This is a genomic window from Marichromatium sp. PS1, from assembly GCF_041155115.1.
Classification (GTDB): Bacteria; Pseudomonadota; Gammaproteobacteria; order Chromatiales; family Chromatiaceae; genus Marichromatium; species Marichromatium gracile.
Genome location: NZ_BAAFHB010000004.1, coordinates 477,706 through 500,462 on the forward strand (window position 1 = coordinate 477,706; position 22,757 = coordinate 500,462).

The 22,757-nt window shown below is 68.7% G+C and carries 19 protein-coding genes; 5 read left to right on the forward strand and 14 right to left on the reverse strand.

Features of this window, described 5'->3' with window-relative positions; genetic code table 11:
• Positions 1-28: 28 nt before the first annotated feature.
• Genes ACAM26_RS11165 through ACAM26_RS11175 form a run of 3 tightly spaced genes read right to left on the reverse strand, consistent with a single transcriptional unit; the run spans position 29 to position 3,155 of the window.
• Positions 29-532, reverse strand: a complete 504-nt coding sequence (locus ACAM26_RS11165) for a chemotaxis protein CheW (protein ID WP_123141047.1) — start codon at positions 530-532, stop codon at positions 29-31.
• A gap of 47 nt (positions 533-579) precedes the next feature.
• On the reverse strand, positions 580-2,754 hold the full coding sequence (locus ACAM26_RS11170) for a chemotaxis protein CheW (RefSeq protein WP_123141048.1): 2,175 nt from the start codon (positions 2,752-2,754) through the stop codon (positions 580-582).
• 35 nt (positions 2,755-2,789) lie between these two features.
• The gene (locus ACAM26_RS11175) at positions 2,790-3,155 is read right to left on the reverse strand and encodes a response regulator (RefSeq protein ID WP_062274831.1); all 366 of its coding nucleotides are present in this window, start codon (positions 3,153-3,155) and stop codon (positions 2,790-2,792) included.
• Positions 3,156-3,710: 555 nt separating this feature from the next.
• On the opposite strand from ACAM26_RS11175, the gene ACAM26_RS11180 reads away from it, so the two are divergent.
• Positions 3,711-4,271, forward strand: a complete 561-nt coding sequence (locus ACAM26_RS11180) for a DUF1566 domain-containing protein (protein WP_369613668.1) — start codon at positions 3,711-3,713, stop codon at positions 4,269-4,271.
• Positions 4,272-4,284: 13 nt separating this feature from the next.
• On the opposite strand, the gene ACAM26_RS11185 is transcribed toward ACAM26_RS11180, so the two are convergent.
• Positions 4,285-6,216 carry a methyl-accepting chemotaxis protein gene (locus ACAM26_RS11185; RefSeq protein ID WP_369613669.1) on the reverse strand — a complete coding sequence of 644 codons (1,932 nt, stop codon included), beginning with the start codon at positions 6,214-6,216 and terminating at the stop codon, positions 4,285-4,287.
• 497 nt (positions 6,217-6,713) lie between these two features.
• A complete protein-coding gene (locus ACAM26_RS11190) occupies positions 6,714-7,049 on the reverse strand; it encodes a hypothetical protein (protein WP_062274840.1) in 336 nt (111 codons plus the stop codon).
• A 523-nt stretch (positions 7,050-7,572) separates the two neighbouring features.
• Between ACAM26_RS11190 and ACAM26_RS11195 the strand changes: the two genes are divergently transcribed.
• Entirely contained in the window at positions 7,573-8,853 is a 1,281-nt protein-coding gene (locus ACAM26_RS11195; protein ID WP_123142812.1) for a dicarboxylate/amino acid:cation symporter, read from the forward strand.
• Between the two features lie 91 nt (positions 8,854-8,944).
• Positions 8,945-12,388, forward strand: coding sequence for a sulfite exporter TauE/SafE family protein (locus tag ACAM26_RS11200; protein ID WP_369613670.1), 3,444 nt, complete (start codon positions 8,945-8,947; stop codon positions 12,386-12,388).
• Between the two features lie 7 nt (positions 12,389-12,395).
• Here ACAM26_RS11200 and ACAM26_RS11205 read toward each other — a convergent pair whose 3' ends face one another.
• Together ACAM26_RS11205 and ACAM26_RS11210 are read right to left on the reverse strand one after the other, a co-directional pair.
• On the reverse strand, positions 12,396-13,931 hold the full coding sequence (locus ACAM26_RS11205; protein ID WP_123142814.1) for a GTPase family protein: 1,536 nt from the start codon (positions 13,929-13,931) through the stop codon (positions 12,396-12,398).
• Entirely contained in the window at positions 13,928-15,160 is a 1,233-nt protein-coding gene (locus tag ACAM26_RS11210; protein WP_123141054.1) for a YcjF family protein, read from the reverse strand. Before ACAM26_RS11210 ends, ACAM26_RS11205 begins: the two co-directional genes overlap by 4 nt.
• Before the next feature lie 892 nt (positions 15,161-16,052).
• On the opposite strand from ACAM26_RS11210, the gene ACAM26_RS11215 reads away from it, so the two are divergent.
• Positions 16,053-16,667, forward strand: coding sequence for a hemolysin III family protein (locus ACAM26_RS11215; protein ID WP_123141056.1), 615 nt, complete (start codon positions 16,053-16,055; stop codon positions 16,665-16,667).
• Positions 16,664-16,897: a SlyX family protein gene (locus ACAM26_RS11220; RefSeq protein WP_123141057.1), complete on the forward strand. Its 234-nt coding sequence runs from the start codon at positions 16,664-16,666 to the stop codon at positions 16,895-16,897. The genes ACAM26_RS11215 and ACAM26_RS11220 overlap by 4 nt, the downstream gene beginning before the upstream one ends.
• Before the next feature lie 9 nt (positions 16,898-16,906).
• Here ACAM26_RS11220 and rluB read toward each other — a convergent pair whose 3' ends face one another.
• The 7 genes from rluB to ACAM26_RS11255 are packed head-to-tail and all read right to left on the reverse strand — an operon-like array spanning position 16,907 to position 22,704.
• Complete coding sequence (gene rluB, locus ACAM26_RS11225) at positions 16,907-17,737, reverse strand: 23S rRNA pseudouridine(2605) synthase RluB (protein ID WP_123141058.1); 831 nt, start codon at positions 17,735-17,737, stop codon at positions 16,907-16,909.
• Positions 17,727-18,359 (reverse strand): SMC-Scp complex subunit ScpB, encoded by a 633-nt coding sequence (gene scpB, locus ACAM26_RS11230; RefSeq protein ID WP_123141059.1) that lies wholly within the window; start codon positions 18,357-18,359, stop codon positions 17,727-17,729. The genes rluB and scpB overlap by 11 nt, the downstream gene beginning before the upstream one ends.
• A complete protein-coding gene (locus ACAM26_RS11235; RefSeq protein WP_369613671.1) occupies positions 18,340-19,239 on the reverse strand; it encodes a ScpA family protein in 900 nt (299 codons plus the stop codon). The genes scpB and ACAM26_RS11235 overlap by 20 nt, the downstream gene beginning before the upstream one ends.
• A 44-nt stretch (positions 19,240-19,283) precedes the next feature.
• The gene (locus ACAM26_RS11240; protein WP_082806104.1) at positions 19,284-20,501 is read right to left on the reverse strand and encodes a tryptophan--tRNA ligase; all 1,218 of its coding nucleotides are present in this window, start codon (positions 20,499-20,501) and stop codon (positions 19,284-19,286) included.
• A gap of 17 nt (positions 20,502-20,518) precedes the next feature.
• Complete coding sequence (locus ACAM26_RS11245) at positions 20,519-21,190, reverse strand: site-2 protease family protein (RefSeq protein ID WP_123141061.1); 672 nt, start codon at positions 21,188-21,190, stop codon at positions 20,519-20,521.
• A 10-nt stretch (positions 21,191-21,200) separates the two neighbouring features.
• Positions 21,201-21,821, reverse strand: a complete 621-nt coding sequence (locus tag ACAM26_RS11250) for an L-threonylcarbamoyladenylate synthase (protein WP_369613672.1) — start codon at positions 21,819-21,821, stop codon at positions 21,201-21,203.
• Between the two features lie 10 nt (positions 21,822-21,831).
• Positions 21,832-22,704 (reverse strand): PHP domain-containing protein, encoded by an 873-nt coding sequence (locus tag ACAM26_RS11255; RefSeq protein WP_165913512.1) that lies wholly within the window; start codon positions 22,702-22,704, stop codon positions 21,832-21,834.
• Positions 22,705-22,757 lie beyond the last annotated feature (53 nt).

A 22,757-nucleotide genomic window follows, 5' to 3' on the forward strand; every position in this document is an offset into this window, starting at 1 on the left:
CGACGCCACCGCGCACGCGGCGACGCGCTCACTCGGCACTCGCGCGTGCCTGATCGACCAGCCCCATCTCCTCGCTGTTCATCAGCCGCTCGATGTTGACCATGATCACCATGCGCTCCTCGAGCGTGGCCAGACCATCGATATAGGCGGTATCGAGCACGGCCCCGAACTCGGGCGCCGAACGGATCTGCTCGTGGTGCAGCGCGATGACGTCGGAGACGCCGTCAACCACCATGCCGACCACGCGCCCGGTGATGTTGAGGATGATCACCACGGTGAACTGGTTGTACTCGACCTCGCCGAGTTCGAACTTCAGGCGCATGTCGATGATCGGCACGATCACCCCGCGCATGTTGATCACGCCCTTGATGAAGTGCGGCGAGTTGGCGATCTTGGTGACGGTGTCGTAGCCGCGGATCTCCTGCACGTTGAGGATATCGATGCCATATTCCTCGTCGCCCAGGGTAAAGGTGAGATACTCGCGCGAGTCCTCGCTGTTGACGGTCGTCGAATCCTGAGAGTCTTCGTTCATCGGTTCCTCCACGGGACCCTACTCCTCCGATGCGGTGTGGATGATGGTCAGGGCGTCTTGCGACTGAGCCGGACCAGGGCGTCGACGTCGAGAATCATGGCGACCCGCCCATCGCCCATGATGGTCGCCCCGGAGATCCCCTCGACCTTGCGATAGTTGGTCTCCAGGCTTTTGATCACGACCTGGTGCTGGGCGAGCAGCTCGTCGACCTGCAGCGCGGCGCGCCCCTCGTTGGACTCGATGATCACCAGGATGGTCTCCTCGGCGGCGACCTGCTGACGGCTCAGTCCGAAGATCTGGTGCAGGGCGACGAGCGGTAGATATTCCTCGCCGACGTGCACCACCTTGCCCTTTCCGGCCAGGGTCTTGCATTGTCCCGCCTGCGGCCGGATCGACTCGCGGATCACCGTCAGCGGGAGGATGAAGGTCTCGTTGCAGACCCGCACCGACATGCCATCGAGGATCGCCAGGGTCAGCGGCAGGCGGATGGTGATGCGCGTGCCGCGCCCCGGCTCGGAGTCGATCTCGACGCGACCGTTCATCGCCTCGATGTTACGGCGCACCACATCCATCCCGACACCGCGCCCGGAGATGTCGGTGACCGCCTTCGCCGTCGAGAACCCGGGGGCGAAGATCAGCTGCCAGACCTCCTTGTCGGTGGGGTTGTCGGGGAGCGCCACGCCACGTTCGGCGGCCTTGGCGAGCAGTCGCTCGCGATCGAGCCCGGCGCCGTCGTCGCTGACCTCGACGACCACATTGCCGCCGCGATGACTGGCCGCGAGCACGATCTCGCCGGTCTCGGGCTTGCCCTGCTCGATGCGCTGCTGGGCGGTCTCGATGCCGTGATCGATGCTGTTGCGAACCAGGTGGTTGAGGGGGTCGGCAAGACGCTCGATCAGCCCCTTGTCGAGCTCGGTGTCCTCGCCGATGAGCTTCAGCGTGACCTTCTTCCCGAGTGCCGAGGCGGTGTCGCGCACCACCCGGGGGAAGCGATTGAAGACGAAGCTGATCGGCATCATGCGGATCGACATCACCGCCTGCTGCAGGTCGCGCGAGTTGCGCTCGAGGTTGGCCAGACCGTCGAAGATCCGTTCCTGGGCGACCGGATCGAGCGCGGAGGCCGACTCGGCGAGCATCGCGTGGGTGATGACCAGCTCGCCGACCAGGTTGATCAGCTGGTCGACCTTCTCGACGCTGACCCGGATCGAGGACTCGCCCTGGGGCTGACGGCCCGGGGCCGGTTGCGGCTGGCGACGGCCACCCGCCGGTGGCCTGCTCCCCGCCCCACCCTCGGCCGCGGGCGGTGAGCGCGGCGTGGCGGGTTCCTCGACGGGGGGGGCGGCCTCGGGGGCGCCGGGCGCGGTCTCGAAGAAGCCGAACCCCTGTTGCTGCTCGTCGCGCTCGCGCTCGGCGGTCTCGGCGACCTGATCCATGCCCGGGCTGCCGCCGAACAGACCGAAACCGTCGAGCTCCTGATCGGCGCCGCGATCGCTGCCCGGCGCCCCCTCGAAGAACCCGAAGCCATCCTCCTCCTCGCCCCCGCCGGTCTGCTCCTCGCGGGTGATCTCGACCTCCTCGGGATCGCAGAGAAAATCGAAGATCTCGACGATGGCCTCACGCTCGACCTCGGTGCACAATCGCCAGGCTAGGCGATCGACCGGGACGTCGGCGGGGACATTGCGCTCGAGTTCGCCGAGTTCGGCGAGCGCCGCGGCCAGCCCGGCCTCGCGCTCGTCTCCACTCGCGCCGAGCAGGTCGGCGGCGAACACCAGGCGCCAGCAGGCGCACGGATCAGCGGGGCCAGCGGGCGGCTCGGGGACGGTCTCGAGCGCGCCGCCCTGGGACAGCTGCTCGAGCCGGGCGCAGACCTCGGCGATCTGCGGATCCTCGAATTCCTCGCCACGCTGATGGGCGGCGAGCTGGGCCTTGAGCAGGTCCCCGGCCTGGAGGGTGGCGTCGATCATCTCCACCGTCGGCGCCAGCTCGTGCTTGCGCAGACGGTCGAGCAGGGTCTCGAGGATGTGCGTCACCCGGGCGACGTCGTGAAAGCCGAAGGTGCCCGCCCCGCCCTTGATCGAGTGGGCGGCCCGGAAGATGGCATTGAGCACCTCCGGATCGGGGGCCTCGATATCCAGCTCCAGCAGCAAGGTCTCCATCTCGGCCAGATGCTCGCCGGCCTCGTCGAAGAAGACCTGATAGAAACGGGTCATATCGATGGTCATGTCCGCCCCTTAATCCTTGTCGCCCGGGAGACGTGTCAGCCGATCACCTTGCGCACGACCTCCAGAAGCTTCTTCGGGTCGAAGGGCTTGACCAGCCAGCCGGTCGCACCAGCGGCCCGCCCCTGGCTCTTCATCGCATCGCCCGATTCGGTGGTCAGCATCAGGATCGGGACCGATCGATAGTTCGGCAAGGCACGCAGCTGCTTGATCAGTGTCACCCCGTCCATCCGCGGCATGTTCTGATCGGTGAAGATCAGGTCGAAGCGACTCGCGCGCGCCTTGTCGAGACCGTCTTGGCCATCGACCGCCTCGGTCACACTGTAGCCGGCCTCCTTGAGGGTGAAGGAGACCATCTGGCGGATGGAGGCGGAATCGTCCACGGTGAGAATCGTCTTAGCCATCGAGAGAATATTCCAATTCGATTGTCTCTGTGTCCCCCATCTGGGGACACGTCATACGTACAAAAGCACGCAACAACCTCTCGTCGGAATCCCGTCGCGCACGCGACGCGCCCGAGCTCAAGCCGGAACCTTGCGATGTGCTGGGTCGGCGTCCGGCGTCATCTCGTGGATGCCGGACGGATGGACACCTCCGTGTGTCGAGGACAGGATCAAAGGGGACGTTCCTGCCAAGAGCCAAGGGACTGCGGGATACGCCGACGCCGGCGGCGAGCAGCGGATAGGATGAAACGAAAGGGACCCTTGAGTCGGGCCTGAGGGCGACATGGCACATGATGAAGGACGGTCTGTTCGTCAGGGCTCCTTGTTTCGCGGCACGTGCGCCAGTGCGGCGCTAACGGCCAATCCGCCTCTTTTGAAAAGAGGACCGGATCGAACACGGCGACTCGACTCAGGTCGTTCCCGTGTCCGGCGACGAATGACCGCATCCACATTCGCGCCTCCATAGTATAGTCATCACGGACGCAAGACCACCGTTCAGCCGTACCCTCTCGAACCATGACCCACAGTACCCGGCTCCTCCCTCTCGTCACGACCCTGGCCCTGACCTCGCCACTCCTGGCCCAACCGCCGCAACCCGCCGAGATCCCCGACGCCGCCGGGATCTGCCTGCCCAACCGGGCGCAGACCACGCCATCGGCCGATTTCACCCCGATCGAGGACGGCCAGGCGGTGCGCCATCAGCCCACCGGGCTCGACTGGCAGCGCTGCGCGCTCGGCCAGCGCTGGGACGGGCGCGACTGCGTCGGTCGGCCCGGCAGCTGGTCGTGGCGCGCGGCCGAGGCGCTGGCCGCCCGACGCGACGACGGCTGGCGCCTGCCGCGCGCCGATGAGCTCACCACCATCGTCGAGCGCTGTCACCCCGGACCGGCGGTCAACCCGCAGGTCTTCCCCAACACCCCGGGGATCATCTTCTGGACCAGTTCGGGGGACACCGGCGGGCTCGACCGCGCCTGGGCGGTGAGCTTCTTCGCCGGCAGCCGTTATCGCATGAGCAAGGAGCAGGAAGGCGCGATCCGGCTGGTGCGCGAGACCCCGGACGGGGCCGCCGCGCCCTGAGCCGGATCGGTGACTACAGACTGAAGCGCTTGACCAGCGCCTCCAGGCGCTGAGCACGCTCGACCAGGGTGGCGTTGACCTGCTGACCGTGCTCCATCGCCTGGGTACTCTCCTCGGCGAGTTGGTGGATCCGCGCCATGCTCGCGCTGATGCTCTCGGTCACCTCGCGCTGCTCACGCGTGGCCGCGGCGATCTGCAGCCCCATCTCGTTGACCCCACCGACACCGGAGCGGATCTCCTCGAGCGCCACGCCGGCGCGGCCGGCCAGGGTGGCGCAGTCCTGGGCCTGGCCATTGCTGTGCTGGATCGCCTCGGCGACCTGGTGGGCGGCGCGCTGCAGCTCCTCGACGATGGCCGCGATCTCGCGGGTCGACTCCTGGGTGCGGTTGGAGAGGTTGCGGACCTCGTCGGCGACCACCGCAAAACCGCGCCCGGCCTCGCCGGCACGCGCCGCCTCGATCGCGGCGTTGAGCGCGAGCAGATTGGTCTGCTCGGCGATCGCCGCGATCGCCTCGATCACCTGCCCGATCCCGGCGCTACCGCGCTCGAGACGTTCGACCACCGGCTGCATCTCATGCATCTGCGTGGCCAGTTGGTCGATCGCGGCGGTGGTGCGGCGCACCTCCTCGCCGCCCTCGGCGGTATGGCGTTCGGCGGCCTCGGCCGCGGCGCGGGTATCATCGGCATGCTGCGAGACCGAGCGCGCCGAGGCGGCCATCTCGGTGCTCGCCGAGGCGACATGATCGGTCTCCTGCTGCTGCTCGCGCGCCAGCGCGATGGTCTGATCACCGGCGGCGAGCAACTGCTGCGCCGATTCGTCGAGCTCGGTGGCGGTCCCTGCCACCTCCTGAATGATCCGGTGCAGCGTCTCGGTGTGGCGGTTGAGCGCGCCGAACAGGGTACCGATCTCGTCATCGCTGGTGATGTCGAGACGCAACGTCAGGTCTGCCTCCATCAGCGCGAGCTGATCGACGGCGCCCTTGATCGGACGCGCGACATAGCGCTGCACCGCCCAGGTGATGGCCCCGGCCAGCCCGAGCAGCAGCACCAGCAACATACCGTTGAGCAACCAGGCCAAGAGGGTGGTGCTCGCCACCCGCTGCTCGAGTCGCGTCCGCGGCTCGCCGATCAGGTGCACCCCGATACGGGTGCCGTTGGCATCGAGCACCGGCGTGGCGACCACGAACCAGTCAGGGGTGACCCATTTGGACTGTTGCGGCAGGGCGCCATCGGCATCGATCAGGCTGCGCGCAAAGGCCACTGCCTCGGCATTGAACCAGCGATCGTTGGCCAGCACCCAGTCGCCCACCGCGGTATTGCTGCGCAGCGCGGGCAAGGCGCGGGCGCGATCGGCATCGATCAGCAGGACATACTGCAGCGCATCGGCCTGGAAGTTGCGGCTGACGCTGCCGACACCCTGGATCATCTCCAGGCTGCCCAGATAGCGCTCGTCGTCGAACACCGGTGCGAAGGCATGGATGTTGACGCCGAGCTCACCGACCTCAAACTCGGCGTGCGGCTTGCGCTCGACGAGCGGCCGTTGGGGCGCTGAGGCAGGGTCCATGCCGTGGGGATTCCAGCTGCGCACGATCAGTCGCCCCTGGGGATCACGCAACTGGAAGCGCAGACCACGATAGTTGGTGGTGGCGCGATAGAGCGCCGAGATCCGCGTCAACTCATCACCTCCAGCGGTCGAATCAGTGAAGATGGAGATGATGCTCGGACTCTGCGCCAGGGCCACCGTAGTCCCGATCCCAAAGTTGTCCTTGGCGTGTAGCCGCTCGTCGAGCACCAGCCGCAGGGTTTCGGCGCGCTCGGCCACCACGCCCTCGGTCAAGCGCTGCTTGACCCACTGCAGCGAGCCGAAGCCGATGACCAGGAACAGGGTGCCGGACAGGGCGATGATCAGGAGTAGACGTTTCTTCAGCGAGAGGGATCGGAACATCAGAGGGACCTAGGAAGGGGATGGAGACTCTCGAAGACGGGTGGTTACGAGGCAACAGTGCACCACGCCGCCATACCGGACAGCGGATGCCATCTGATCGACGACATGGATGTCCACGACACACAGCAACAGCACGGCTGTGCCATGGGCACAGTGTCCGCAACATGGGAAAGGCTGTAGAGCCTGGACCTGACTGGGGATATCTGGAGGAATCCGGAGGGGACGCGATCTGTATGAGCGATGAGATACGACACAACGCGATGCCACATGCTTGCCGGATGCACAGGCAAGCAGATCACGGCGGTCACGAGCAGATCGAGTCTGCCGCTACCCTCGACTCTCCAACGGCGCATCGTCCTTGTCGAGCAGGGGTGACGGCCTCAGTCCGGGCTATCTTAGCGACCACCGGACAGGGGCGGCAAGCGCGGTCCCACCATGGGCGCCGACGTCGCCCGCCGCGTGTGGCGGGCGATGTCGCGCCGGATGATGCACCCTGTTCACCAGGGGCGGTACTCGAGCCCCGGAATGGCCGCGCGGTCGAAAACCTGCGGCAGGCACTGCATCAGCTCCTCGAGCTCCTCGAGCGCCATGTGGCGGCCGTAGGAGGCCTTGGCGGCATCGATCGGCAGCTCGACCCAGTAACGCGATGCGGCGGGCTCGAAGAGGATCTGCAGCACGTTCTCGTCGGTATCGATGATCCCCAGATAGTCGTCCTCACTCTGCAGTCGCGGTAGCAGCTGCTCGCGAATCGCCCGCGCGCTCATCTCCACCGCGCTGGCCGAGGAGACGGCCTCACCCGCCCGTTCGAACAGATAAAAGACTCGGTAGTGCATGGTCGACAGTCATCGCTCCAGTGTGAACGCCGCGGATGACATATCCATCCCGCGGCCAGATGTTTCCATACGGCACCGCCACGGCCGGGACCATTGACGAAGCCATGCTATGATCCCGCACGCAGACGATCTCCCCCGGTGGCGGCCAACGGCGATCCACTGGCCATCACCGGGATGCTGATCGATTCCCGAGACGGAATCAATCGGACGCTCGCCGCCGCGTACCCGCTCGCTGGGCGCGCTCCAGGGAGCGGCTCCGCCGCGGACTCGGGCGTCCAACCCCCGAACATACCGCGACTCGCACCGTCAGTGCGCGATCGATTGTTGGGACGATGATCGACGCGCCACCGCACGGGGACTGCGAAACGACCCACCCGTCCCCTCGGGACCGCTCGCGCGCGACCGCCCGAAACGCAAGAAAAACAACGCCTGACCAAGGACCTAATCACTAGAACAGCGATCGGGATGCGGTGCCCCGCAGGTGACGCACCGGCAGGCAACCCGATCGACGCCGGAGGCATCGATGGCCTTTTTCAAACTCAAGCTCCACTGGCAGATCCTCATCGCCCTCGTCCTGGCCATCGCGGCCGGCCTGCTGGCCGGTCGCGAGGCCACCCTGCTCGGGGTCAGCGTCTATTCGATCTTCGACTTCATCGGGCAATTGTTCCTAAATGCCCTGAAGATGCTGATTGTACCCCTGGTGGTCTCCTCCATCATCGTCGGCGTCTCGGGCATCGGCGGCTCGCGCAATCTCGGGCGTCTGGGGGCCAAGACCATCGGCTACTACGTGCTCACCACCCTGCTGGCGGTGCTTGCCGGGTTGTTCGTGGTCAACCTGCTGCAACCCGGGGTGGTCGAGGGCTCGGCCCAGGAGGTCTTCGGCTTGAGCGCCGAGCGCGCCGGGTTCGAGGCGCAGTTCGCCGACAAGGACGCCGGCGACATCGTCGAGGTCTTCCTGCGCATGATCCCGACCAACGTGGTCGCCGCCGCCAGTGCCGGCCAGATGCTCGGGCTGATCTTCTTCAGCCTGCTCTACGGCTACTATCTCACCCGCATCGAAGGCGATCACGCCAAGGTCCAATCCGACTTCTGGAGCGGCATGTTCGCGATCATGATGCGGATCACCGACCTCATCATGCGCTTCGCCCCGCTCGGGGTCTTCGCCCTGGTGGCCAAGACCGTCGCCGACTCGGGGATCGAGGTCTTCGGCCCGCTGGCGCTGTTCTTCCTCACCGTGGTCGCCGCACTCGGCATCCACTTCTTCATCACCCTGCCGCTGTTGCTGCTGCTCGCCGGCTTCAACCCGTTGCGTCACTATCAGGCGATGAGCGCCGCGCTGCTCACCGCCTTCTCCACCGCCTCTTCCTCGGCCACCCTGCCGCTGACCATGGAGTCGCTGGAGAAGAACGCCGGGGTGTCCAACCGCACCACCAGCTTCGTGCTGCCGCTCGGCGCCACCGTCAACATGGACGGCACCGCGCTCTACGAGTGCGTGGCGGTCATCTTCATCGCCCAGGCCTACGGCATCGAACTCGGGCTCGCCACCCAGATCACCGTGGTGCTGCTGGCGCTGACCACCTCGATCGGGGTGGCCGGGATCCCGGCGGCGAGCCTGGTGGCGATCTCGATCATCCTCGCCGCCGTCGGCCTGCCGCTCGAGGGCATCGGTCTGATCCTCGCCGTCGACCGCATCCTCGACATGATGCGCACCTCGGTGAACGTCTTCGGCGACTCCTGCGGCGCGGTGCTGATCGCCAAGAGCGAGGGCGAACAGGGCATTCTCCAGGGACCGGTGCGAGGCTGATCGGCGTCCCGGCGCGAACCATCGGAACGGCGGCCGGTCGAATCCGGCGCCGTTCCCGTCAACATTCCACCCCGAGCGCATGACCTCAACCGTGTCGCAACCCACCGACGACGACGGCACCGCCCGCGCCTTCCGCTCCCGCGTCCTCCGCCCCACCGAAGGCGTGTTCCTCTTCCACCCCCGCGCCATCGAGCGGCTGGTGGCCAAGCAGCTCGGTCCCCATGGCTACGAAGGCTCCATCCCCGAGCCGATCTATGCGCTGATGCCCTGCGCCGACTTCCTCCACGGGCTCGAGACCGAGAACCCCGAGGCGCTGGCGGTGATCGAGGGCCTCGACCTGCCCGCCGAGGTGATCCTGCTGCCGATCCCGCCCGAGCAGCGATTCGACCGTGCCGGGTTCGTGCGGCTGCTGCGCGACTACTGGGGCCGGCGCTTCGAGGCCGAGGTGGCGCGCGCCTGGCAGCTCGCCGGCGAGCAGGTGCCGACCCGCGCCACCGCCACGCTCATCGAGCTGATCGGCGCCGGCGCCTTCGCCGAGATCCGCGAGGTGCTGGGGCGCGACGGGCTGATCCCCCAGGGCATCGCCGACCCGCTCGTCTGCCGCGCCTTCGTCGCCCTGCTCGTCCGGCTCCACCGCTTCGCCCCGGGGACGCGCGGCTTCCTGTTCCCGGCGATCGCCGACTGGGCGGCGCTCGATGCCTGGCTCGCGACCCTCGATCTCGACCCCGACGGCGACCGGCTCACGGCGCTGCTCGCGCGCACCCGCCCCGATCGCGCCTGTGGCGAGGCGCCGCGCCAACTGCCACTGCCCACCGCCCTGCCCTATGGCACCGGCGACCCGGGGCTGAGGGTATGCGCCCCGCTGCCACCGCCCGCGCCGCGGACCCCGGCGACACCGGCCAGCGCGCCGCCCGCGCGCACCGCCACCTTGCACTCGGCCTGCCTGGCCGCGCTCCATCAGGGCTCGCAGCTGCCCCGACAGCGCTGGAACCAGCGCCTGCGCGACTGGCTGCTCAACGCCCTGGGTCCACTGCTCGCCGCGCTGCTCGCCCTCGGGCTGCGTCTCGAGCGGCGCACCCGCGGGCTGCCGGCGGTGCTGATGGCGCCCTACCTGATGCTGTTCCGGCATGCCATCCGCATGGCCCAGCGCGCCGAACTCAACGACCGCTATGCGCTGACCCTGTGGCAACTGGTCAACGCCGAGCGGCTGTTCCAGCGCATGGGCCAGCCCTGCGCGCCCGATGCCGAGCAGATCGCCCGGATCATCGCGCGCCGCATCGATCGCGCCCGCCAGGCACTCGGTGACCTCATCGCGGTGCGCTGGAAGCTGCCGCCGGGCGAGGCCCAGGCGCTGCGCGCGCTGATCGCCCGGCTGATCGAGGAGGACCGCCACGGTGCCAGCTGCCGCGCCGCCCGGGCACAGCTGCGGATGCTCGAGCAGGTGCTGCACGAGGGCCGCGCCACCTACTATCGACTGCGGCCCTTGCGCTGGATATTGAGCGGCGGACGCCAGCCCTTGCGCCAGATCCTCCCCTTCCAGTCGACGCTGAAGGCGTTGCACGCGCTCGACACCGGGCTGGCGAGACTCGACGGCATCGGCTGGACGGTGGCCGAGGTCGAGCGCTGCGCCGCGCCGCTGCGCACCCTCTCGGCGCGTCACAGCGAGCGATTGCAGACCCAGTTGCGCCCCCATCTCGTGCGGATCCTCGACGAGGCCGGCTTCACCCCCGACGACCACCGTCAGCGGGTCGCCGCGCACAAGCTCCTCTGCGAGCTGCTCGATGTCATCGAGCACCGCCGCCACCTGCGTTTCACCGATGTGCGCGACATCGTCGCGCGCAACACCCTGCGCCTGCCCGACCCCGGTCCTCGCGAGTTGCTCGGCGGCGATCGTCTGGCGCGCTTCGACCGCGCCGCCGCCCGCGCCCTGCCCGGCCTCTACAAGCCCGGCGAACTCTATATCAAGGGCCTGCAACAGCTCAGTGCGCCGCTCTTCGGCACCCCCGGCGGACGCCTGGCGATGCGCCACCTGCTGCTGCCCTTCGGGCTGGCCTTCCTCGGTCTCAAGACCCTCGACCTGCTCGTCGGCCTGCTCGTCCCGCCCGAGAGCCACCCCGAGCTGGCACCGCTGTGGCTGGTCGCCCTGGTGGCACTGATGGTCAACCTCGGCGTCTACACCCGCATTGGCCGGCGGTTCTTCATCGCCCTCTGGCAGGGGCTCGGCACCCTGCTGCGACTGTTGCTGTTCGACGGGGTGCGACGGCTGCTGCGCTGGCGCCCGATGGCCAACCTGCTCGCCACCCGCGCCATCCGCGCGCTCGACCACAACCTGCTGCGCCCGCTGCTCACCGGCACCCTGGCGCTGCTGCCGCTGATCGGGCTGGCCGGCCTGGTCGAGGGGCTTGCCATCGAGCCCGGTGCACCCTTGTTCGGGCTGGCCTTCACCCTCGGCATCCTGATCAACAACACCCCGCTCGGGCGGCGGCTGGTCGATCAGACGGTGAGCGCGCTCGGCGGCTTTCTGCGCCGCGTCAACCAGACCCTGGTGATCGGGCTGGTCAAGGCCCTGCTCGACTTCTTCAAGGAGTTCACCCGGCGCTTCCAGCAGGGGCTGCATCGCATCGAGGAACTGCTCAGCCACCATCTCGCCGAGTCGCTGCCCGAGCTGCTGCTCAAGTCGCTGCTGGCGCCGCTGTGGAACCTGATGCAGTCACTGATCCAGTTCTACGTCACCGTGCTGGTCGAGCCTCAGGTCAACCCGATCAAGCACTTCCCGCTGGTCACCATCGCCCACAAGCTGCTGCTACCCTTCCTGCCGGCGATCACCGGGGTGCTGGTGGCGCTCACCGAGTCGGTGTTGCCGAAGCTCATCGCCTACCCCTTCGCCACCCTCACCGTGCTGCTGCTGCCGGGGCTGGCCGGCTTCCTGGTCTGGGAGCTGAAGGAGAACTGGAAGATCTATGCCGCCAACCACCCGCGCTCGGGGCCGGCCCTGCGCCCGGGGATCGAGCCGGCGGTGATCGGCGAGCACGGCGAGAACATGCGCGCGATGCTGCGTCGGGGGATCCACAGCGGCACCCAGCCCAAGGCCTTCGACCGGCTGCGTCGGGTGCTGCGCGAGCAACTCCGCGACGAGCGCGCGGCACCCTGGCGGGTACACGAGGCCCAGCGTCGGGTGCACGGGATCGAGCGGGCGATGCAGCGTTTCTGCGAGCGCGAACTCGCCCACGCGCTACGCCTGCGCAGCGCCGAGCCCGGCTGCCGCCTGGCACAGGTCGAGACCCTGGCGCCACGGCTGGCGACCAATGCCTGCGCGCTCAGACTCGCGCTCAGACCGGCGAGGGCCCCCGCCGCCGCGGTGCAGCTCGGCATCGACATCACGCTGCGCGACGGGCGGTTGCACTACCGCGCCACCGCCACCGGCCCGCTCGCGCGGATCGAGCCGGAGTGCTGGCGTGCCATCGCCGAGGACATTGAGTTCTTCGCCGGGCGGGCCGGGGCCGAGCGGTTGGAGATCCTGCTGCCGCCGGGCTGAGGCCGGCTCAGTCGCGCCCGCCACCCGGCCAGCGCAACAGGATACGCCCGGCGTTGGCGAGCTGGCGGCGCAGCAGGCGCCAATCCTCCCCGCCCTGGCGCGCGCCGCGCACCCGCAGCAGCCGCGCGCGGCTGGCGCGATCGAGCCGCCCGAGCAGGGCCGACCACAGTGCGTCATCGACGTTGTAGGCCGTCTCGGGCAGCAGCGCCACCGGGACGGCATCGGGCAGCGGCACGGCGAGATCGGTGCTCGCGTGCTCGAGCGCGGCGCGGATGTTGGCCGCCTTGGGACGAGCGGCGCTGTTGAGATCATAAGGCGGCGCCCACTCGCGCACCGGGCGCAACCGATCGATGTGCGAGAGCACCAGCAGCAGCGGCGGCGCCGGACGCTCGGGACGCGCGGCGAGATGGGCGCGCAGGGCATCGAGTCGCGCGCGTTCGGTGGCGCGATCGGGGCGGTGCGCCGGGCTCACCCACAGCAGCATGTCGGCGGTGTCGGCCGCGGCGTGCAGCGCCGCGTCGTCGAGCTGCTCCAGCCCCGGGGTGTCGAGCACCAACCCCAGCGCCAGACCGTCGCGTTCGAGACGCAGCGGGGTCGGCTCCCGGGTGGTGCCGGGCAAGGCGTCGGTGGCCAGACGCAGGCTGCCGAAGAGCGCATTGATCAGACTCGACTTGCCGGCGTTGGCGCGCCCGAGCACCAGGATGCGCAGCGGCTCGTCGGCCTCGGACTCGCGCTCGGACCGGTCGAGGTCGCGCGCCGATTCATCGAGGCGCGGCGGCGCCGCACCCGGCGTCTCGTCGAGCGAGAGCCGACCGCTGTAGAGGGCGATGGCGTAATAACCGACCTTGCGCACGTACTCGCGCAGCACCCAGGCATAGAGCTCGTCGCGCGCCAGCGCATAGCCGCGGCTGCGTAGCCGCGACAGCGCCTCGGCGAGCAACGCGCTGGTCGGACTGGCCACCCAGCGCCCGGCGCGATAGAGCCCGTAGAGACGCTCGGCGAAGCCCTTCCAGCGATAGAGCCGCGCCAGCATGCCGAGGGTGAGGGTGTGGCTGAAGGGGATCTGCTCGGTCACGCTGAGACGCAGGTCGTGGCTGGCGCGCTCGATCACCAACAGGGCATGCGGCAGGGTCAGCTCGAGCAGCGGCTGCTCGACCTCGGGGTGGAAGTGACGGGCGACCCGCTCCAGGGTCTGCTGGCCGAGCAGCCCCAGACGCATCCCCTCGCCCAGCGGCCAGTCCTCCGGGCGCAGCTCGGCGAGCTGCTGCTCGACCACCGCCCAGGCGTCGACTCCGCCCGGGGTCCAGTCGGGGTCGGGCCCGGTGTGGGCCGCGTCCAGACAGGCGCGCTCGCGCCGCGCCGCGAGCAGCATCAGCCCGTGCCCGAGCAGCACGCAGAGCGCCCCGCCGAGCAGCCAGTAGAACACCATGCCCTGCTGATAGAGCCACCAGCCACCGGCGAGCAGCAACGCCAGCGGCGGCAGCGCCCAGAACGCCAGCGCCAGCGCGCGCCAGCGCCCCACCCAGCGCAACAGCGGATTCATCGCCGCCCCCGACCGACCAGCGCCCGTCCGCGCTCGAGCTCGGCGGCGAAGCGCGCGCGCAGCGCCCGCGCCTGGGTCTCGACGCCGTGACGACGATCGTTGAAATAGGCCCCGGCGGCCTTGCCCAGGGCATAGGTGGTGGCGCCGCTCGCGCTCGCCCCCCACAGCGCGCCGAGCGTCTGGCCGAGCCCGGGCACCAGCTTGACCAGGGCGCGCCCGGCGGCATGAGTGGCATAGGCCGCGCCCACGCCGATGCCGAGCAGGCCGAGGAATTCGCTGATCTCGCGCCGCGACCAGGGCTGGCCGTAGAGCGCAGCGAGGCTCTGCAACAGCTTGGCCTGGATCGCCGGCACCCCGACCAGGTCGACCGCCGGCAGCGCACCGACCCCGGCCGCGGTCAGGGCATAGCCGACGATGTGCGGATGGGCGCTGCGCGCGAACAGGTCGCGCACCTCGGGATCGGCCCGCAGCAGCTCGGTCAGACGCAGACTGGAGACCCCGTCGAGTGCCGACCACAGCGCCTCGATACCGTAGTCCGGTGGCGCGAAGCCGTCCTCCGGCAGGGTCAGATCGATCGCCACCCAACGCACCTCGGCCGTCCCCGGCAGCTCGCCGAGCGCGTCGCGCTGGGCGCGCAGCGCCCGGACCAGATCGTTCGGCAGGTCCATCGGCCAGGGGTCGTGGTCGAACCGATAGGGTGTCGGGTGCGGATCGGTGACCCGCGCATAGAGTTCGTGCAACCCGGTCTGGGCGACCACCACCGGCCACTCGGGGTGGCGCCGACGGACCTCGCGCAACACCGCGTGCACCGCCTGCTGATCGGGATCGGCGACCTTCATCACCGCCAGCAGCAGGTGCGACTGCGACTCGCAGAAGCGGATGTCCTCGGCCGGGTCGTAGTCGATCTCGCCGAGCCCGCGGGTGTCGAGGAAGCGCACCAGCGGCAGCTCGGCGGGGAAGTCGTAGAGCCGCGCGGTCCTGGTGCAGGGACGGAAGCCGTCGCCGACCTCGGCGGCGCTGCTCGCGGTGAGCGTGCGCACGATCGAACTCTTGCCCGACTGGGTCTTGCCCACCAGCCACACCACCGGCGGCGGATGGCGCTCGCGCGCCGCGGCCAGGGTGCGCTCGAGCGCCGCCTCGTCGACCCGGGGGTCGAGCAACACCTCGCGAACACGCCGCCAGCGCGCGCGCCAGCCCTCGCCGTCCTGTTGATCCGATGACTCGGTCATGACCACCTCGTTACCGCTACCAGCTACCAGCTACCAGCTACCAGCTACCAGCTACCAGCTACCAGCTACCAGCTACCAGCTACCAGCTACCAGCTACCAGCTACCAGCTACCAGGGGGATTGAACCGCGAAGGCGCGAAGGACGCAAAGGGATTCGATGTTGCGCGGCGTCGAAGAACGCCCAACGGAAGCTGGTGGCGCTCAGCGTCCAGCCACCAGCCGACAGCCGCCAGTGGGGAGGGTTGGCGCGGATGATGGCGGCAGCGGCTGGTGTCCTGCGGCGACGGCGGGAAGAAGAACGCCCACTGGTGGCTGGGGACTAGCCACTGCTGGGGCTCTTTCAGCGTCCAGCCACCAGCCGACAGCCACCAGTGGGGAGGGTCGGCGTCGATGATGGCGGCGCGGTTGATGTCCAGCGGCGACGGCGGGAGGAAGAACGTCCACTGGGAGCTGGGAGCTGGGAGCTGGGAGCTGGGAGCTGGCCACTGCTGGGGCCCTCTCCGCGTCCAGTCGCCAGTGGGGGGGAATGACATCCATGATGGCGGCAGCGGCTGGTGTCCTGCGGCGACGGCGGGAAGAAGAACGCCCACTGGTGGCTGGCGGCTGGACGCTGTTAGCTTTCCCTTCGCGTCCTTCGCGGCTTCGCGGTTCAATCCCTCCCGGCTGGCGGCTGGCGGCTGGCGGCTGGCGGCTGGTAGCTAACCGCTGGCGGCTGCCCGCACGGTCTGGCATCCGCGGCCGGCTGTGTAATAATGCAGTCGCACTCAGCCACTCCCTCCTCGGCCCGTCACACTCCACGTCCAGGCGCGGCCGCGGGGGTGGTGTCGAACCATGTCTCATCGCAACGACCACGCATCTCGCGAGGTCATCAGCGCCACAGTTAAGGGTGAATCGTGTACGCAGGAGAACGCTTCAACAGCATCACACATCTGGTGGGCGCGGTGCTCGCCCTGATCGGGGTCACCGTGATGATCACCCTCGCCAGCACCGAGGGCGGCGCGGTACGGATCTCGAGCCTGACCATCTATGGGGTCACGCTGTTCCTGCTCTATCTGTTCTCGACCCTCTACCACAGCCTGCGCGGACGCGCCAAGCAGATCTTCCGCATGCTCGATCATCATGCGATCTATCTGCTGATCGCGGGGACCTATACGCCCTTCACCCTGCTCGCACTGCAGGGCAGCGTCGGTTGGTGGCTGTTCAGCGCGGTCTGGGGGCTGGCGGTGATCGGCATGATCCTCGAATCGCTGCCGCGCAAGGGCGCACGGGTGCTGCCGATCCTGATCTATCTGGCGATGGGCTGGCTGGTGGTGTTCGCGCTCGACCCGCTGATCGCGGCGCTACCGGCGGCCGGTTTCTGGTGGCTGCTCGCCGGGGGGCTCTTCTATACCGTGGGCGTGATCTTCTACGTCCTCGACGATCGCTTCCCCTGGTGCCACGGCATCTGGCACCTGTTCGTGCTCGCCGGCAGCATCAGTCACTACTTCACCATCCTGCTCTACCTATGACCGAGATCACACCCCAGGACGAAGCCATCACCGAGCTGCAGCTGCGCCTGACCTACCAGGAAGACGACCTCAAGCAGCTCAACGCGGTGGTCACCCGTCAGCAGACCGAGATCGACGCGTTGCGCGAGGAACTCGCCAAGGTCCGCGCCTGGATCAGCTCCGCGCTCAGCGCGCGCGATGATCAGACGGGCGGCGCACCCTCCGACGAGCCGCCACCGCCGCACTACTGAGCGGCGCGTTCAGCCCCGACGCCGTGGTCCGCCACCCGGACCGCGGCGCGGCGGGCGCGACGGCGCCATGCCGACGAGGGTCAGCAGACCGTTGAGTTCCTGCTCGTCGAGCGGTCGCCAGTTCCCCGGGAACAGCCGCCGACCGAGTTCGATGTTGCCGTAGCGCACCCGGATCAACCGGCTGACGGTCAACCCCGCCGCCTCCCACAGCCGCCGCACCTCGCGGTTGCGCCCCTCGTGCAACACCACGTGATACCAGCGGTTGGCGCCGCTGCCGCCGCGCGACTCGATATGGTCGAAGCGCGCCGGACCGTCCTCGAGCTCGATGCCCTGGGTGAGCTGGGCCAGCGTCTCCGGGCTCGGCTCGCCGAGGATACGCGTCGCGTACTCGCGCTCGAGCTCACGCGAGGGGTGCATCAGCCGGTTGGCCAGCTCGCCATCGGTGGTGAACAGGATCAGCCCGGAGGTGTTGATGTCGAGCCGCCCGACGGCGATCCAGCGCCCCTGCTTGGGACGTGGCAGCCGACGGAACACCGTGGCGCGCTCCTCGGGGTCGCGCCGGGTGACCACCTCGCCCTCGGGCTTGTGGTAGACGATCACCTGGCGCTCGATGTCGCGCTGACGCTGCAGCCGCACGTCGCGCCCGTCGACGCGGATACGGTCGGCGCGGGTGGCGCGATCGCCGAGCGTGGCCAGCTCGCCGTTGACGCGCACCCGCCCGGCAGTGATCCAGCCCTCGATCTCGCGGCGCGAACCGAGACCGGCCTCGGCGAGCAGCTTCTGCAGCCGCACCGGCTCTTCCTGTGGCACCCGAGGACCCGGGCGTCGGTCATTCTTCATCGTTGTGTTGCTCCGGGACCGCACGCGCGGTCTCCTGGGACGTGGAATGGGGTTGGGGCGGCGCCTCGAGCGCCAACTCCTCGTTGAACAATAGCTCCGGTTCGCGGATCTCGGCCAAGGGCGGCAGCTCGTTGAGCGAGCGCAGCCCGAAGTAGTCGAGAAAGCGTCGGGTGGTGGCATAGAGCGCCGGCCGGCCGGGGACGTCGCGATGCCCCACCACCCGCACCCACTCGCGCTCGAGCAGGGTGCGGATGATGTTGGTGCTGACCGAGACGCCGCGGATCTCCTCGATCTCGCCCCGGGTGATCGGCTGACGATAGACGATCAGCGCCAGGGTCTCGAGCAGCGCGCGCGAGTAACGCGGCGCACGCTCCTCCCACAGCCGCCCGACCCAGGGGGCGAGTTCGGCGCGCACCTGCACGCGCCAGCCGCTGGCGACCTCGACCAGGGCGATGCCGCGCTCGGCATAGTCCTCGGCAAGCTCGACCAGGACGCGATCGAGCACCCCGCGCGCGGGGCGCTCGTGGTCCTCGAACAGCTGCAGCAGCCGCTCGCTGCTCACCGGGGCGTCGGCGGCGAACAGCGCCGCCTCGACGATCTGTTTAAGCCGCTGTGGCGTCATCGTGTTCCTGGCTCTCGTCGGCGCCGCTGTCGCGCAGCCGGACGTGGATCGGGGCGAAGGGTTCGGGCTGAACCAGCTCCAGGGTCGCGCTCTTGACCAGCTCGAGCACCGCGAGGAAGGTCACCACCGCGCCGGCGCGGCCCTCGGTGAGGTCGAACAGCTCGGTGAAGCGGCGGAAACCGCCGCCACCGAGCCGCTCGAGCACCATCGACATGCGCTCGCGCAGCGACAGCGACTCGCGCTCGACCCGGTGACTGACATAGAGATCGGCCCGCGCCAGCACCGCGCGCAGCGCGCCGATCAGCTCGTCGAGCTCGACCGGCGGCGGCAGCCGACGGATCTCGGTCGGCGGCAGCTCGGCGGCGACCGGGAAGAGGTCGCGTTCGAGTCGCGGCAGGGCGTCGATCGTCTGCGCGGCGCGCTTGAAGCGCTCGTACTCGAGCAACCGGCGCACCAGTTCGGCGCGCGGGTCGAGATCGCTCTCCTCGTCCTCGGCAGCTACCGGGCGCGGCAGCAGCATGCGCGACTTGATCTCGGCGAGCATCGCGGCCATCAGCAGATACTCGGCGGCGAGCTCGAGGCGCAGCTCGCTCATCAGCTCGACATACTCCATGTACTGCGCGGTGATGTCGGCGATGGGGATGTCGAGGATGTCGAGGTTCTGACGCTTGATCAGATAGAGCAGCAGGTCGAGCGGTCCCTCGAAGGTCTCGAGAAAGACCTCCAGCGCATCGGGCGGGATGTAGAGATCCTGCGGCAGCGTCAAGACCGGCGTCCCCCGGATCAGGGCGAGAGGCGCGCCCGCCTCCCCGCCACCCTCAGCGGGCAGCGGGGCGGACGCGTCGCCCGTACGCACACGGGCCTCCCCGGCTCGATCCATGGACATCCGATCGACGTGCGCGCCGGCGCGTGACCGGGGGCGGCTCAGACCATCACCAGCGACATCGCGTGACGGACCTCTTCGAGGGTCTCGCGGGCGACGTCACGGGCCTTCTCGCAGCCCTCGTTGAGGATGCTGCGCACCAGCTCGGGCTGGGCGGCGAACTCCTCGGCACGGGCCTGGATCGGCTTCAATTCGGCACAGACGGCATCGATGACCGGCTGCTTGCACTCGAGGCAACCGATCCCGGCCGAACGGCAGCCCTGTTGCACCCAGTCGCACACCGCCGGGTCGGAATAGACCTGGTGGAACTGCCACACCGGGCACTTCTCCGGGTCGCCCGGATCGGTACGGCGCACCCGCGCCGGGTCGGTGGGCATGGTGCGCATCGCCTTCTCGACCTCTTCGGGACGGTCGCGCAGCGAGATGGTGTTGCCATAGGACTTGGACATCTTCTGGCCATCCAGCCCGGGCATCCGCGAGGCCTTGGTCAGCAGCGGCTGGGGCTCGGGGAGGATCTCGCGACCACCGCCCTCGAGATAGCCGAACAGCCGCTCGCGATCGGCCATGGTGATGTTGGCCTGGCCCTCGAGCAGCGCGCGCGCCACCTCCAGCGCCTCCTGATCACCCTGCTCCTGATAGGCGCGGCGGAGCTTGTCGAACAGCTTGCCGTTCTTCTTGCCCATCTTGCGCCGCGCCGCCTCGGCCTTCTCCTCGAAGTCGGGCTCGCGACCATAGATGTGGTTGAAGCGGCGTGCCACCTCACGGGTGAGTTCGACGTGGGCGATCTGGTCCTCACCGACCGGGATCTGGCCGGCCTTGTAGATGAGGATGTCGGCGCTCTGCAGCAGCGGGTAGCCGAGGAAACCGTAGGTGGCCAGGTCGAGTTCCTTGAGCCGCTCCTGCTGGTCTTTGTAGGTCGGCACCCGCTCGAGCCAGCCCAGCGGGGTGATCATCGACAGCAGCAGGTGCAGCTCGGCGTGCTCGGGCACCCGTGACTGCACGAACAGGGTCGCGGCGCCGGGATTGACACCGGCGGCCAGCCAGTCGATCGCCATCTCCCAGATGTTGGCCGGGATCGCGGTGGGATCCTCGTAGGCCGTGGTCAGCGCGTGCCAGTCGGCGATGAAGAAGTAGCAATCGTACTCGTGCTGGAGTTCGACCCAGTTCTTGAGCACGCCGTGATAATGACCGAGATGGAGTCGGCCGGTCGGGCGCATCCCGGAGAGGACGCGCGAGTGTTGTGCGGAGACGGAATTCAAGGATTAACGGCCTCGCGTCAGACGAAAAACAGTTCCATGACGACCCTCGCGCCCGGTAGCAGGGCGACGGTGTCGGCGACCAGTGGCAGCAGGATCGCGCCGAGCACGCCGGTGACCAGGAGGACCAGCAGGATGATCAGACCAAAGGGTTCGAGTCGAGCAAACCACTGCGCCAGGGACGGCGGCAGCAGCGCATTCAGTACACGCCCACCGTCCAAGGGTAACAGCGGGAACAGGTTGAGCACCATGAGGAAGACATTGATCAGCACCCCGGCCGCGCCCATGTAGACCAGCGGCAACGCCGCCCAGGCCGTCTCTGGCCCCAGCCACAGCCCGAACTCGATCACCAGCCCCCAGCCCAGCGCCATCAACAGGTTGGCGCCGGGGCCGGCGAGCGCGACCAGGGCCATGTCGCGACGCGGCCGGCGCAGGTTGCGATAGACCACCGGCACCGGCTTGGCCCAGCCGAAGAGGAAGCCGACCAGCACGAAGGTGAGCGCCGGCACCAGCAGGGTGCCGATGGGGTCGATGTGGCGCAGCGGGTTGAAGGTCACCCGCCCCAGCATCCACGCCGTGCGATCCCCGAGCCGGCTGGCCATCCAGCCGTGGGCGGCCTCGTGCACGGTGATCGCGAACAGCACCGGAAGGGCCAGCACCGCCAGCCACTGGAAATGATTGAGCGTTTCCATGATCGCGGACTCAGTTCAGCGGCGCGGCTTCGCCCTTGCCCTGGCGCACGACCTCGGGGGGCTCGGCGGTCATGTCGATCACCGTGGTCGGCTCGAGGCCGCAGAAATCGCCGTCGATGACCAGGTCGACATGCTTGTCGAGCAGCTCGCGCATGTCGTAGGGGTCGGTCAGCGGGTGCTCGTCATCGGGCATGATCAGCGTCGAGCTGAGGATCGGCTGATCGAGCTCGCCGAGCAGCGCGCGACAGATCTCGTTGTCCGGTACGCGGATGCCGATCGTCTTGCGTTTGGGATGGAGCAGTCGGCGCGGCACCTGTTTGGTGGCGTGGTGGATGAAGGTATAGGGTCCGGGGGTCAGCGACTTGAGCAGACGGAAGGCCTGGTTGTCGATCTTGGCATAGGTGGTGATCTCGGAGAGATCGCGACAGACCAGGGTGAAGTTGTGCTTGTCGTCGAGTCGGCGGATGCGCCGGATGCGCTCCATCGCCGACTTCTCGCCGAGCTGGCAGCCGAGCGCGTAGGAGGAGTCGGTGGGATAGACGATCACCCCGCCCTCGAGCAGGATCTCCACCGCGCGACGGATCAGCCGCGGTTGCGGGTTGACCGGATGAATCTGGAAGAACTGCGCCATCTCTGTGTCCTTAACAGGTCGCGCGCGCGGCGCCGGCGGGGACGGCGCACGACGACCAATCACGCCAGATCGGGATGCACCCGTCGGGCAGCGGCGGCAACCGCCCGAGCATCAGCCAGGGCTGCTCGGGACCGTGATAATCCGAACCCGCCGAGGCCAGCAGGCGTTGCTCGCGGGCATGACGGGCGAAGGTGAAGATCTCGTCGCGGCTGTGACTGCTGGTCACCACCTCGATACCGCAACCGCCGTGCTCGCGGAACTCGCCGATCAGCTGCAGCAGCTTGGTGCGGGTGAGCCGGTAGCGCGCGGGGTGGGCGATCACCGCCTGACCGCCGGCGGCGCGGATCCATCCCACCGCAGCCTCCAGGCTCGCCCAGTCGCCGGCGACGTGCCCCGGCTTGCCGGTGGTGAGAAAGCGCTTGAACACGTCTCCGGTGTCGGCGGCCAGACGCTGCTCGACGAGAAAACGGGCGAAGTGGGTGCGCCCGATCAGGTTGCCCCCGGCGTACGCCCGCGCGCCCTCGTAGGCGCCCTGGATGCCGTGCCTGGCCAGCCGCCGGCCGATCTCCTCGGCGCGCCAGTCACGAAACGCGCGCAATCGCGCCAGCCCCTCTGCAAGCTCGGGGTTGACAGGGTCGACGTTGAGCCCTACCACATGGATGGTACGGGCGTTCCAAGTGACCGAGACCTCGACCCCGGGGACCAGCGTCAACCCGTGGCCGGCGGCCGCGGCGGCGGCCTCCCCGACCCCGGCGGTGGTATCGTGATCGGTCAGCGCCAAGGTCGTCAGGCCGGCGCGTACCGCGCGCTCGACCAACGCGCCTGGGGTCAGGGTTCCATCGGAGGCGGTCGAATGGGTGTGCAGATCGGGAATCGGGGTCATCATGCTAGTCTACCGCAAGGCGGGCGCGGAGGTGGCGTCGGCTTGGCGACACC

Bases quoted from the DNA above. Each gene is read 5' to 3' on its own strand.
- ACAM26_RS11165 (WP_123141047.1), bottom strand. From the start codon at position 532: ATGAACGAAGACTCTCAGGATTCGACGACCGTCAACAGCGAGGACTCG.
- ACAM26_RS11170 (WP_123141048.1), bottom strand. From the start codon at position 2,754: ATGACCATCGATATGACCCGTTTCTATCAGGTCTTCTTCGACGAGGCC.
- ACAM26_RS11175 (WP_062274831.1), bottom strand. From the start codon at position 3,155: ATGGCTAAGACGATTCTCACCGTGGACGATTCCGCCTCCATCCGCCAG.
- ACAM26_RS11180 (WP_369613668.1), top strand. From the start codon at position 3,711: ATGACCCACAGTACCCGGCTCCTCCCTCTCGTCACGACCCTGGCCCTG.
- ACAM26_RS11185 (WP_369613669.1), bottom strand. From the start codon at position 6,216: ATGTTCCGATCCCTCTCGCTGAAGAAACGTCTACTCCTGATCATCGCC.
- ACAM26_RS11190 (WP_062274840.1), bottom strand. From the start codon at position 7,049: ATGCACTACCGAGTCTTTTATCTGTTCGAACGGGCGGGTGAGGCCGTC.
- ACAM26_RS11195 (WP_123142812.1), top strand. From the start codon at position 7,573: ATGGCCTTTTTCAAACTCAAGCTCCACTGGCAGATCCTCATCGCCCTC.
- ACAM26_RS11205 (WP_123142814.1), bottom strand. From the start codon at position 13,931: ATGAATCCGCTGTTGCGCTGGGTGGGGCGCTGGCGCGCGCTGGCGCTG.
- ACAM26_RS11210 (WP_123141054.1), bottom strand. From the start codon at position 15,160: ATGACCGAGTCATCGGATCAACAGGACGGCGAGGGCTGGCGCGCGCGC.
- ACAM26_RS11220 (WP_123141057.1), top strand. From the start codon at position 16,664: ATGACCGAGATCACACCCCAGGACGAAGCCATCACCGAGCTGCAGCTG.
- rluB (WP_123141058.1), bottom strand. From the start codon at position 17,737: ATGAAGAATGACCGACGCCCGGGTCCTCGGGTGCCACAGGAAGAGCCG.
- scpB (WP_123141059.1), bottom strand. From the start codon at position 18,359: ATGACGCCACAGCGGCTTAAACAGATCGTCGAGGCGGCGCTGTTCGCC.
- ACAM26_RS11235 (WP_369613671.1), bottom strand. From the start codon at position 19,239: ATGGATCGAGCCGGGGAGGCCCGTGTGCGTACGGGCGACGCGTCCGCC.
- ACAM26_RS11245 (WP_123141061.1), bottom strand. From the start codon at position 21,190: ATGGAAACGCTCAATCATTTCCAGTGGCTGGCGGTGCTGGCCCTTCCG.
- ACAM26_RS11250 (WP_369613672.1), bottom strand. From the start codon at position 21,821: ATGGCGCAGTTCTTCCAGATTCATCCGGTCAACCCGCAACCGCGGCTG.
- ACAM26_RS11255 (WP_165913512.1), bottom strand. From the start codon at position 22,704: ATGACCCCGATTCCCGATCTGCACACCCATTCGACCGCCTCCGATGGA.